The sequence below is a fragment of the Desulfitispora alkaliphila genome (assembly GCF_050433185.1).
In the GTDB taxonomy this organism is placed as follows: Bacteria; Bacillota; Desulfitisporia; order Desulfitisporales; family Desulfitisporaceae; genus Desulfitispora; species Desulfitispora alkaliphila.
The window spans coordinates 28351-41434 of the sequence record NZ_JBNPXS010000007.1 but is presented as its reverse complement, the minus strand read 5'-3'; the positions used below and the strand labels follow the sequence as shown (position 1 = coordinate 41434).

12 protein-coding genes are annotated in these 13084 nt (G+C 30.8%); all 12 read left to right on the top strand.

Features of this window, described 5'->3' with window-relative positions; translation table 11 throughout:
* Positions 1-7 precede the first annotated feature (7 nt).
* The 12 genes from GGQ84_RS04210 (at position 8) to GGQ84_RS04155 (ending at position 12991) form a co-directional block, all read left to right on the top strand.
* Positions 8-1303: a phenylacetate--CoA ligase family protein gene (locus tag GGQ84_RS04210; RefSeq protein WP_429159587.1), complete on the top strand. Its 1296-nt coding sequence runs from the start codon at positions 8-10 to the stop codon at positions 1301-1303.
* Between the two features lie 41 nt (positions 1304-1344).
* Positions 1345-2448, top strand: coding sequence for a glycosyltransferase family 4 protein (locus GGQ84_RS04205; protein WP_429159585.1), 1104 nt, complete (start codon positions 1345-1347; stop codon positions 2446-2448).
* A gap of 15 nt (positions 2449-2463) precedes the next feature.
* Positions 2464-3570, top strand: a complete 1107-nt coding sequence (locus tag GGQ84_RS04200; RefSeq protein WP_429159582.1) for a glycosyltransferase — start codon at positions 2464-2466, stop codon at positions 3568-3570.
* Positions 3571-3591: 21 nt separating this feature from the next.
* Positions 3592-4830, top strand: coding sequence for an O-antigen ligase family protein (locus GGQ84_RS04195; RefSeq protein ID WP_429159580.1), 1239 nt, complete (start codon positions 3592-3594; stop codon positions 4828-4830).
* Positions 4827-5816, top strand: coding sequence for a glycosyltransferase family 2 protein (locus GGQ84_RS04190; protein ID WP_429159577.1), 990 nt, complete (start codon positions 4827-4829; stop codon positions 5814-5816). The genes GGQ84_RS04195 and GGQ84_RS04190 overlap by 4 nt, the downstream gene beginning before the upstream one ends.
* 157 nt (positions 5817-5973) lie before the next feature.
* The gene (locus GGQ84_RS04185; protein WP_429159574.1) at positions 5974-6804 is read left to right on the top strand and encodes a LicD family protein; all 831 of its coding nucleotides are present in this window, start codon (positions 5974-5976) and stop codon (positions 6802-6804) included.
* Between the two features lie 11 nt (positions 6805-6815).
* Complete coding sequence (locus GGQ84_RS04180; protein ID WP_429159571.1) at positions 6816-8363, top strand: lipopolysaccharide biosynthesis protein; 1548 nt, start codon at positions 6816-6818, stop codon at positions 8361-8363.
* 14 nt (positions 8364-8377) lie between these two features.
* Positions 8378-9580: a Coenzyme F420 hydrogenase/dehydrogenase, beta subunit C-terminal domain gene (locus tag GGQ84_RS04175; protein ID WP_429159569.1), complete on the top strand. Its 1203-nt coding sequence runs from the start codon at positions 8378-8380 to the stop codon at positions 9578-9580.
* A gap of 1 nt (position 9581) precedes the next feature.
* Positions 9582-10013 carry an HIT family protein gene (locus GGQ84_RS04170; RefSeq protein WP_429159567.1) on the top strand — a complete coding sequence of 144 codons (432 nt, stop codon included), beginning with the start codon at positions 9582-9584 and terminating at the stop codon, positions 10011-10013.
* 19 nt (positions 10014-10032) lie between these two features.
* Positions 10033-10482, top strand: coding sequence for an FAD synthase family protein (locus GGQ84_RS04165; protein WP_429159564.1), 450 nt, complete (start codon positions 10033-10035; stop codon positions 10480-10482).
* 54 nt (positions 10483-10536) lie between these two features.
* Entirely contained in the window at positions 10537-11529 is a 993-nt protein-coding gene (gene galE / locus GGQ84_RS04160; RefSeq protein ID WP_429159562.1) for a UDP-glucose 4-epimerase GalE, read from the top strand.
* Positions 11498-12991 carry a DUF4301 family protein gene (locus GGQ84_RS04155; protein ID WP_429159559.1) on the top strand — a complete coding sequence of 498 codons (1494 nt, stop codon included), beginning with the start codon at positions 11498-11500 and terminating at the stop codon, positions 12989-12991. Before galE ends, GGQ84_RS04155 begins: the two co-directional genes overlap by 32 nt.
* The last annotated feature ends 93 nt before the right edge of the window (positions 12992-13084 follow it).

Sequence of the window (13084 nt, the reverse complement as noted above, 5' to 3'; positions counted from 1 at the left end):
GATTAATTTGATAGGGGAAATAGTTAGACGATATGGGTTTTGGTCTTTAGATTTTTTAAAAGGCAGCCCTATTAGAAAGCATTACAATGAAATTAAATACATTAATAATGGTGGTAATAAATCTGAAGAAATAGAAAAAGGGAATTTAAAAAATCTTTTAAATTATGCAGTTAATAATACAGAGTTTTATAAAGAGTATAAAGACTATACATCTATAAAAGATTTCCCGATTATTGATAAAAATACAATTAAAAATAATGAACTCCAAATCCAATCAAAAGAATTTAAAAATGAAGAGCTTCACACCATGAGTACCAGCGGATCTACTGGAACACCCCTTGTAATGAAACAAAATAAAAACAAAAGACTCAGGGTAATGGCAGAATTAATTTATTTTGGTGAGGAAGCAAACTTTTATGTAGGAGAAAAAAATGCTTTCTTTAGAGTGTGGACTAAGGAAAATAGAAATAGTAAATTATCGCTATTAATGAAAAATATGATTGAAGTTGATATCTCAAATTCTAATGATGAAAATATGGAGCGTATAAGCAAGTTAATGAAAATCGATAAAAAGTTAAAATGTATATCGGCCTACGCTTCAAGTCTAGATGGTTTATCTGATTACTTGATGCAACAGGGAGACGATAAATCCATGTTCTCCATTAAGTCAATTATAAGTACTGCAGAGGCTTTGAGTGATAGAACTAGAGAAAATCTGCAAAAGCTGTTTGGGGCAACCATTGTATCAAGATATTCCAATCAAGAAAATGGTATATTGGCACAGGAAATGATAGAGAAAGACGGCTTTAAAATAAATAAAGCTAGTTACTTTATTGAGTTTTTAAAAGTAGACTCAGATGAAGAAGCTAGTTTTGGAGAATTAGCTAGAATAGTAGTCACAGATCTATTTAATTATGCTATGCCGGTTATTAGATATGATACTGGTGATTTGGCGATTACAGAAAAATTACCAGACAATGAAAAAGTAATTAAATCTATTGAAGGTAGAAAAGTTGATGTGCTGTATAATACTTCTGGCGAAACGCTTTCTCCACACGTTGTAACTAATAACATGTGGAATTTTAACAAGGTAAAGCAATTTCAAATAATACAAGAAGATAAAACAAACTACACGTTAAAGCTAAACGGAGCAAAAAATCACTATAAAGATACTGAAATTGAAGCCAGATTTAAATCGTTTTTAGGTGAAAATGCTTTGATAACGATTGAGCATGTTGACGGTATACCTTTATTAAAATCAGGAAAATTTCAAAAGGTTATATGTAAATATAAACCTAGATAGATATAATCCCAGTAATAATTTGAATTTAGTAGAGGTGAAATATGAAGATTTTATATGTTTCAACAATTTCAGGAACAATTAATGCTTTTCTAGTACCGCACATAGAGATGCTATTAAACTCAGGCCATCAAGTAGATATAGCCTGTAATATAAGCAGTCCTATGAGCAAAACATTACTAGATCGTGGATGTAGAGTATTTAAGATGGAATTTCAACGTTCTCCGTTTAAAAAAGATAATATTAAGGCTTATAGCGCACTAAAAAAGCTTGTTATAGATGAAAAATATGACTTAGTACATACTCATACGCCAGTAGCTTCAGCTATTACTAGATTAGTGTGTAAAAATATTAAAGGGACGAAAGTTTTTTATACGGCTCATGGATTTCATTTCTATAAAGGCGCATCACTTAAAAATTGGCTAATCTATTATCCATTAGAGAAGTGGCTATCTAAATATACGGATACATTAATTACCATTAATAAGGAAGATTATAAGAGAGCTAAGAGTAAATTTAAGGCTAAAAGAGTTGAATATATACCTGGTGTGGGACTTGACATAGATAAATTTACCAATGTAGTGGTTGATAAAGCTGACAAACGCCAAGAATTAGGTTTATCAGAAGATGGATTTGTTATCTTATCTGTAGGAGAACTTAATAAGAATAAGAACCATGAGGTTGTTATTCGAGCGATTGCAAAAATAAACAATCCTACTATTCATTATGTGATTTGTGGAAAAGGGCCACTTGAATTGTATCTTAATAGGCTTGCATCTGAATTAGGTGTTGGTAAGAATGTTCATTTATTAGGATTCAGGCCAGATGTCCGAGAAATATGTAAGATTGCAGATGTATTTGCATTTCCTTCTTTGAGAGAGGGATTACCAGTATCTTTAATGGAAGCTATGGCTGCAGGATTACCGATAGTGTGCTCAAATATAAGAGGGAATTCTGATTTAACAGAAGATGGAAAAGGTGGATATTTAGTTAGTTCAAGTGATGTGGATGAGTTTGCTAAAAGTATTAAGGAGTTAAGAATTGATAGTAGCTTAAGAAGACATTTCGGCGGGGTTAATCTTGAAAAGATAGAGAACTACTCTCTTGAGAATGTTTTAAAAGATATAGAAGAAATATATTTTAAATAAAGTAGGTGGACAAGCGTGAAAGTACTACATATAATAAACAATTTAGGATCGGGTGGTGCTGAGAAACTATTAGAAGACTTAATTCCACTTATGAATAAAATGGAAAATATGGAAGTTGATATTTTATTACTAACAGATAAAAACAATGTGTTTTTTGACTCATTAATAAACAAGGGTGTTAAGGTTGATGTAGTTAAATACAAAAATATGTACGACATTAGAAACATATTTGAAGTAAAGAAATATATAGTTAATGGCGGGTATGACATAGTTCATTCGCATATTTTCCCTACACAGTACTGGGTTGCTTTATCAAGGGTATTCCTTAGAAATAAAAAAGTAAAATTTGTAACCACAGAACATAGTACTCACAACAGAAGGCGTGAGAAATTTTATTTTAGATATATAGATAAGCTTATCTACTCTCAATACGATTCAATTATATCAATAACTAAAAAAACGAGAGATAATTTAATAGACTGGATTGACCCTAAACATAAAAAAATAGACAAGCATGTTGTTATTGAAAACGGCGTAGATATAGAAAAGATAAAAGTAGCATTACCTTATAAAAAAAATGAGTTAATAAAAGGTATTATTGAAAATACAAAACTAATATGTATGGTGGGTAGATTCTCAGAGGCAAAAGATCAGCCTACCTTAATAAGAGCTGTAAGCAAGCTATCTGAAGATATTCACTTGGTACTTGTAGGAGAAGGACCTTTAATGGGAGATAATGAAGAATTGGCTGAGCAACTAGGTGTATCTGGTAGGGTTCACTTCTTAGGTTTTCGTCAAGATATTCCAAGGATACTTAAGACGGTTGATATAGTAGTTTTAAGTTCTCATTGGGAAGGGTTTGGATTGGCAGCAGTAGAAGGTATGGCTGCTGGGAAACCGGTTATAGCTAGTGATGTTGAAGGGTTAAGAGATGTGTTAGATAAGGCAGGATTAATATTCACTTCAGGAGATGACAAAGAGTTGTCACATAAAATCGTTAGAGTTTTAAAAGAAGAAAAAATATATATTAAGTATAAGACGAGAAGTCTTATCTCAGCATCAAAATATAGCATACACGAAAAAGTTCAAAGATATGTAGATTTATATAAAAAAGAAAGCTAAGACACGGAAGATGGTGAATATATGAATACAAGATTAATAGGAAATAAAGTTATATTTTTATCTTTAAGTATGTTATTTTTGTCGGGAACGCTTTTCTACACAAATAAATGGGCATTTTTACAACCGATTTTACTAGCATTACCATTGCTAATTATAATTGTTATTTCAATATTTAAAAACATAAAAATACAAGTAGATTATCCAGCGATAGTTGTTTTTTATATTTTTACATTTTTATCTGTTATTTCAGCTTTAGTTAATGCAGATACTGTACTTTTAGTGAGAGCCGGAATTTTATTTCTTACATTTACTGTATGTTCAGTTTTATTACCTAATATATTAAGTAAGTATTACAAACCAACAGAAATAAACAGTTTTATTGCTAAATCAGTTCTATATTCACATTACCCTTTAATAATCATTCCTCTTCTTATAAATGGCTTAGTTTTAAATTGGTATAATGCGTATCAAGGGATGTTTTACAATCCAAATGCGTTAGGATTAGTTTTAGTGACAATATTTGCGGTTGAGATTTCATTAATTATTTCAACATTAGAAAATAAATTGATTAGAAATGAAAAAATTTATACTAAAAATATTTTGGTGAAAACTAGTTTATTGTTATTTTTATTTATTTTATTGATTTTCACAAGAAGTAGGACTGCTGTATTAACAGCTGTATTATTATTTTTTTCACTGTTTATGCTTTTAATTAAAAAATCTTTTAACAAGAGTAGAATTAAAATTAAACCATTTAAAAGAGGGATAGTTGTAGTTGTCTTGTTTGCTGTTTTTACGATATTTATCTTTCAAGCAACTCCAATAGGAGAACTTTTTAGTGCCCAAATTTTATCTAAATTTGAGTTTAGGTCAGATGATTTAACTGACGGAAGAGGAGATGTTTGGATAAGAGCAATTAATGAACAAAAGTTATTTGGGCATGGGCGTGGCTTTTTTGAAGGTTCAGTAACAGCTCATAATACATTTATAAGTATATTAGCTCAATATGGTAGCTTGCCAACTATATTTTTTTTAATATTCATAGTACAAGCTACTTTGAAGGGATATAAATATGCAACTCTTAATATAAACGATAAGTATAAATTTATGCCGCTAAGCATTACAATTACATTTTTATTAACCTCAATGACAGAAGGTATGTTATATAAGTTAAGTATGTTTGTTTTTTTTATTTGTTATGGAGTGAGTTCTTTGAATGTAAAAAGCCATAAAATCAGTAACAGAAGGAGGTCAATATGAAAATAAGTGTAATAATTCCCATTTATAATGTTGAACAATATTTAAGACAATGTATAGAAAGTGTTTTAGCACAATCATATAAAGATATGGAAATTATTTTAGTTAATGATGGATCGCCTGACAACAGTTTAGATATATGTAATGAGTTTGCTGAAAATCATCCATGTATAAAAGTTATTGATAAAGAAAATGGTGGAATATCGGATGCTAGAAATGAAGGAATTAAAAATTCAACTGGTGAGTATTTGATGTTTCTAGATTCTGATGATTATTGGGGATATAATTTTTTAGAAGAATTAGTGAACTTTTTACAAAAAAACAAAAAACCAGAGTATGTAATATTTAGGAATAAGTATTATTATGAGAAAACTGGAAATTATAGCGAAGCAAAGTACAATTTTGATGCTTCAAAGTTAAGCAATGTAAAAGGCATAAATGCTTTAAATTATATATTAGAAAAACATATTGAATATCCCTGGAGAGTATGGTGGTCTATCATAAAAAAAGAGCTGATTATTGAAAACGACCATTTTTTTATTAAAGGAAGAAACTTTGAGGATATCTTATGGGTTCCAAAGCTTTTTTTGATTGCTTCAACTGTATGCTACTTTGATCATGCACCTATTTTTTATAGATTAGAAAGAGAAGGACAAATTACATCTACGTATAACTTAAAAAATTTAAAAGACATGATTTATGTGGCACGATATTGGTGTAAAGATTTAAAAAAATATGATGTAACAGAAAATGAATATAGTCGAATGATGAAAAATCTAGCAAGTCCTTATTTTGTTGCCATAAGATATGGTGGGTTGTTAAAAAAAGAAGAAAAGAAAGATTTGATTATTGAACTAAAGAAGAATAAAGAGTTACTAAATTATGCCGTTAATTCTATGAACAGAAAAACAGCATTGGCTTGCAAAATCTTTGGGTTTAGTTTAAGTATGAGTATATTTAAAATTATTATGAAAAGTAGAAAGAATTAATTATATTTTGATTGAGGTGGGACTTTGAAAGTTAGATTAACTTAAATATAAAAATGTAGTAACTAAAATTTATTAATTAGAGTGAATATAAATACAAAGGTTTTAATTTATTATTTTTGTTTAATGTAACATAAATATTTTGAATTAAGGAGAAATTATGGATAATAATACAATAGAAAAGTTAAAAGACATAGAACTAGAAATATTGATACACATTGATAAATTATGCAAGCAGCATAATTTGAAATACTATTTAGTAGGTGGAACTTTATTAGGAGCTATAAGACATAAAGGATTTATACCTTGGGATGACGATATTGACATAGGCATGATGAGAGATGATTATAATAAATTAATACAAATATTAATAGAAGAAAAAAGTAACAAGTACTTTGTTCAGAACTTCAATACGGATCCAGAGTACCCAAGGTATATAACAAAGGTCAGAGTAAATGGAACGCAATTCATGGAAGGACACTTAGAAAATTACAATATGCATCACGGTATATTTATTGATATATTTCCGTTAGATAAAATCAAAGAAAAAAATGAAAAAAAATTAGATTTTAGAGTTAATTTTACAAATAAAATCTTGACGTTAAGAACTGTAAGAAATAATCATACTGAACATCTTAGTAAGAACAAAAAAATATTAGCTAAAATTATAAGACCTCTAACTTTTTTGTTGCCTTTAAGCTTCTATAATAAACTAATAGACTATATTTATGAATATGAAAATGATAAAGATTGCAAATATGTTACAAATTTCGGAAGCCAATACGGTTGGAGAAAGCAAACTTTTCCTATTGATGTATATGGAGAAGGAACATATCTAGAATTTGAAGGGCATCAGTTTATGGCTCCAGCTAAGTGGGAAGTTATTTTAAAAAGTTTATATGGGGACTATATGAAATTACCTCCAGAAGAAAAACGAAATAGCGGACATGATGTTGTCCATATAGACTTAGGCAAATATGCAGAGAATTAAGGTGAGATCAATTGCAAAACTCAAGAACAGCTAATACAGCTAAAAATGCTTCATTTGGTTTAGTAAGTCAAATAGTAAATATTATATTAAGTTTTATAAGTAGAACAGTTTTTATTTATGTTTTAGGAGTTGAATACCTAGGTATAAATGGACTTTTTACAAACATATTAATGCTACTTTCATTTGCTGAACTTGGTATTGGAAATGCTATAATTTATGGGATGTATAAGCCTTTAGCGATGGACGATAAAGAGAAGATAAAGTCATTAATGGCTTTATATGAAAAAGCTTATAAAGCCATCGGACTATTCGTTTTTATTACAGGTTTAATAGTAATACCTTTTATGGACTTTATTATCAAAGATGCACCTAATATAAGCGAAAGTATTACGTTAATTTATGTGCTATTTTTATTAAACACTTCCCTTTCATATTTCTTTGTGTATAAAAAATCAATCATAACAGCAGATCAAAAAAACTATGTAGTTTTATTTTATCAGCAGTTATTCAAAATAGGACAAACATTAGCTCAAATACTTTTCCTATGGATAACAGGTCAGTATCTAATATTCTTAGTTATACAAATTATTACAACATTACTGAACAATATTTATGTCTCCAGAAAAGCAGATAAGATGTACCCATTTTTAAAAGAAGGAAAGGCAAAAAATCTTGAAAAAGAAGAACAATCTTCAATATTTGCCAATGTTAAGGCGTTATTTTTATATAAATTTGGATCTGTGGTCTTAAATGGAACTGACAATATAATTATTTCAGCAATTATTGGTATTACAGCTGTTGGACTTAACTCAAACTATGTCCTTATTATTTCAGCTCTGACAGCTATTGTTGGACAAATTATGAATGGATTTACTGCAAGTGTAGGGAATTTAAACGCTGTAGGAACTAAGGAAACGAAGGAAAGAGCTTTCAATAAGATATTTTTTGTATCTGCCTGGATGTATGGCTTTTGTGCAGTAGGTTTATATTTATTTCTTAACAAGCTCATTATTTTATGGATAGGAGAAGCCTTTGTTTTTTCAGATTTAGTGGTATTTGCCATTGTCCTTCATTTCTATGTAAACAGTGTTCACTTCACAGCTTATACTTACAGAGTAACCATGGGTCTATTCGTTCAGGGAAGATGGGCGCCATTAGCAGCTGCCATTATAAATATTATACTATCATTTTGGCTAGGCAGTACAATTGGAATAGCCGGTATATTTTTTGCTACATCTATAGCTAGACTACTTACTACCGGAATTGTTGATCCTATCCTGGTCTATCGGAACGGATTTGATAAAAGTCCTTTGCGATACTATTTTAGATACTTCTTCTTTGCCGGGTTATTCATAGCACTATATTTTCTAATGAAGCTTGTTGTTTCATTTATTTCAATATCAGGATTGGGTGGTTTTATAATTGAAGTTGTGGTTGTAAGTTTGTTGTTTAATATCATTATGGCAGCAATCTTTTGGAAATATCAAGATTTTGTTGAAATCAGAAAGGCCATTACAACTATTGTTCAAAGCAAGACTAAAAAAAGCAGCAACTTATAAGTCGAGGTGATAAATTGTTTTATTTAGATTCTAAAAATGAAGAGATGTGTTGTGGATGTCAAGCTTGTGAACAAGTATGTCCTACAGACTGTATTTCGATGATTAAAGATAAAAAAGGATTTACCTATCCTTTTAAGAATCAAGAAAAATGTATAGAATGTGGGTTATGTGAAAAAGTCTGCCCCTTTGTGCAAAAGAAAAAGATAGATATTAACTTTAATGGTCTACCAAAGGCTTACTACGCTGCAAATAAAAACGTAGATACATTAATGGCTAGTGCATCTGGAGGAGTATTTACATCAGTTATTGACACTTATTGTAAAGAAGACTTTGCTATTTTTGGTGTTCAATTTGATGATAGATTTAAAGTTATTCATTCTTATTCCGAATCTATCGAAGAAGCTAAAAAATACAGAAAATCTAAATATGTTCAAAGTGATATAAACAATTCATTTAAACAAGCAGAAACTTTTCTAAAAGAGGGAAAAAAAGTTTTATTCACAGGAACCCCTTGTCAGGTTGCAGGTTTAAGGCTATTTCTTAGAAAAGATTACGAAAATCTATTTTGTTTAGACTTAGTCTGCCATGGAGTACCGAGTCAAAACATCTTTGATAAATACATCAAATATATTGAAGAAAAGTATAAAGGGAAAATAACAGATTTTACTTTCCGACATAAAGTACTAGATAAAAATGGCAAGTGGAATTCTAAGAACATAAAAGTAAAAGTTAACAATAAGGATATTATTCATAAGCCAAACGAGGATTTATACTTAAAAGGATTTCATGGAGAATTATTTTACCGTCCATCTTGTTATAATTGTCAATATGCTAATCCAGAGCGGATCTCAGATATAACAATGGCAGATTTTTGGGGCGTTGAAAAACTATATCCTGAAGATGATGTTCATAGGGGGATATCTGTTATTCTTGTTAATACTCCGAAAGGCCAAGAGATGCTAAAAGGACTTACAGAAACAATGAGTTTAAAAGAAGTAGACTTAGACTTTGTTATCGAAAGTAACGCTCAATTGAATCGTCCAGCTAAAAAACATCTAAAGTATGAAGACTTTTTCAAACACATAAATAATGAGCGATTTGATGAAGCTGTTAACAAGTGTATACCTAAACCACCATTGATAAAAAGGATAGCTTCTAGGATATTACCAAATGAAGTTAAAAAAAATATAAAGAAAATAATTAAATGGAGGGGTTAAAATGTCTATCTTAAATGAATTCAAAGAAAAATTCAAAGTTAATGAGTACAAAATTTATGAGTCAGAGCACTGGGCATGGTCACTAAGACCGCATCAGGGGACACTTGGATCTGGAATTCTTTCTTTAAAAAGAGAATGTCCTGCGTTTTCAGAGTTAAAGCCTGATGAATATGCTGATTTGAATAACATTATCAAAGTAATTGAACCGGCGTTAATGAAAGCTTTTAACTATGATGTTATTAACTATTTAATGTTAATGATGTTTGATAAACATGTTCATTATCACATTTTTCCAAGATATGAGACACCAATTGAAATTCTAGATAAAACTTGGAAAGATGAAAATTGGCCGGCTATACCACCATTGATGGGAGAAACACTAATGGAGGATGAAATGGTAAATATAATGGAACTTATAAAAAGCAAGATCTAAATTGAGAGGAGTTTTGAAAATGACAAAAAAATATAAAGTAGGATATACAACAGGAGTTTTTGATTTGTTTCATATTGGGCACCTAAATATTCTAAAAAAAGCGAAAGAGCAATGTGAATATTTGATTGTAGGAGTAAGTACGGATGAAAATGTTTTAAGCTATAAGAAAAAAACACCAGTTATTCCATTTGAAGAAAGAATTGCAATAGTAGAAGCACTTAAATATGTTGATGAAGTAGTACCACAAACTCATATGGACAAGTTCAAGGCATGGGAAAAAATTAAATTTGAAGCAATTTTCCATGGGGATGATTGGAAAGGTTCAGCAATGTATTCAGAGATAGAACGTAAGTTTAATGAAGTAGGAGTAGACATGGTTTATTTTCCATATACACAAGGAACATCATCAACTATTTTGGCAGATGTTTTAGCTCAAGCATTAAAAGAGAAAAAAGCCTCTAATGAATAGAAGATAAAATTCTAGAGAAAAAAACTATAATAGCGTTAGGAGGTGACCACAACCATGAACATATTAGTAACCGGAGGCCTAGGGTTTATCGGCAGCCATACAACAATAGAACTTATAAAAAATAACCATACTGTAATCATAGCTGACAATCTGATTAACTCAAAGGTTGAAGTACTGGAAAAACTATCCACCATAACAGGCATCAAACCAACTTTCTATCAGATCGATGTGACGGATGAAGTAAAGGTAGAGGAAATCTTCGTTAATCATAAAATTGATGGTGTGATTCACTTTGCTGGTCTTAAAGCAGTAGGTGAGTCTGTTTCTAAGCCACTAGAGTATTACTATAATAACCTGGTTTCTACAATGGTGCTTAGCAAAATGTGTGTGAAATATAGCGTTGGTAAGTTTGTATTCAGCTCATCTGCAACAGTTTATGGGGATCAACCTTCACCACTTAAAGAAAATATGGAGCTTAAAAAGACAACTAATCCATATGGTGAAACGAAGGCTATGAGTGAGAGAATCTTGACAGATACATCAAATGCTAATCCTAGCTTTGCGGTTAGTCTCTTAAGGTACTTCAACCCAGTAGGTGCTCATGAAAGTGGATTGATTGGGGAAGACCCAAATGGTATTCCAAATAATCTAATGCCTTTTGTGACAAAGGTGGCTAAAGAACAGTTAGAGAAATTAAATGTTTTTGGAAACGATTATGATACCATTGATGGGACGGGTGTTCGTGACTATATCCACGTAGTTGATTTAGCTAAAGGTCATGTGAAAGCTATTGAGAACTTGGATAATGGAGTGAATATCTATAACCTAGGAACAGGTAGAGGCACTTCTGTACTAGAACTTGTTAATGCCTTTATGAAAGTTAATGATATAAAAGTTCCTTATGAGATAGTAGGGAGAAGACCGGGAGATATTGCTACTTGCTATGCACATGCTGAAAAAGTAGAAGTAGAACTTGGCTGGAAAGCAGAGTTAACTATAGAAGATATGGTAAGAGATGCTTGGAGATTTGAACAGAACAATAGATAAAATATTTAAAGCCCTAACACTGTTTAGGGCTATTTTTACAAGAGGGGGGATAGTGATGGACCAAAACATAAAGAGGTTTAAAAAGGGAGCAAAATACGTCAACATAGCATCAGCAGTAACAAGAGATCATTTAACTTCTATAGATCATATAAGTGATGACTATTCAAACTTGAAATGCGTAAAGTTTATACCTGCCAGTGGTGCGGCCACTAGAATGTTTGAAGATCTTTATAGATATTTAGAGGATAAAATAGATACTGAATCGATCAATAAATTTTTTGATGAGTTAGAATACATCACTTTTTATGAAGAAATCAAAGACTTTATTAAAAAAGAAAAAATCGACAAAAACAAGACTTCTGGCAGACTTAAAATAATTGACTACATATTAAATACCATGAATTATGGAAATCTGCCAAAGGCTGTCATTAAAATGAATTCCTATAAGGGCTACTCAACAACACCCATAGAAGAGCATATCTTTGAGGGTGAAAGGTATTTATGTCCTAGTAGCTTAAATTTTCATTTCACCATATCAAATAATCACGAAGAACTTTTTAATCAATACATTGAAACCGTTTTAAAAGGACGAGAAGATATAAAGATATCTTACTCCTTCCAAAAACCAAAGACTGATACCTTAGCTGTAGATTTGGATAATAATCCTTTTTTACTAGAAGATGGATCGATATTATATAGACCAGGAGGACATGGTGCTTTAATTGAAAATTTAAATGATATAGATGGGAACATCATATTCATAAAAAATATCGATAATGTATGCCATAGGAACTATATCGAAGATACTGTAAATTCAAAGAAAAAACTTGCATCAATAGGTTATGCTTTTAAAGAAAAAATTGATGGATATATTAAAGCGTTATTATCAGATAACTATGATATAGCTGAAATTAAGGAGTTTATAAGTAAAGACCTTAATTTAAATTTTAAAGGTGAAATGAAAAAGGATAAAGCTTTATTCTTTTTAAATAGACCGCTTAGAGTATGCGGAGTCGTTAAGAATCAAGGAGAGCCTGGTGGAGGTCCGTTCCTTGTTGATAATGGTGAATATACGGACCTGCAGATCTGTGAAAAATCAGAAATAGATCTTAATAATAAGAAACAGTGGAAAATACTCAGCGCTTCAGAATTTTTTAATCCGGTGGATCTTGTCTGTTTTGTGAAAGATCATAAGGGAGAGAAGTTTAACTTGCTTGAATATGTAAATGAGGAAAGGTACTTTATAAGCCAGAAGACTTATAAGGGAAAAGACATAAAAGCACTAGAGCACCCAGGACTTTGGAATGGGGCAATGGACAACTGGAATACCCTATTTGTTGAAGTGCCACTAAACACATTTAATCCGGTGAAAAAGGTGAATGATCTTCTCAGACCATGTCGCAGGAGTGTATCAGAGATGGAAGAAGTATATTGGGCTGAGGTTGCAGCAAGTAATGAGTAGACACCCTAGGACGGGCATAGATAAATAAGCAACTGTGTCCGTTTTGTTTTAGGTGGAGTTGTCGGAATATTACACAAACAAATGGAGTTCATG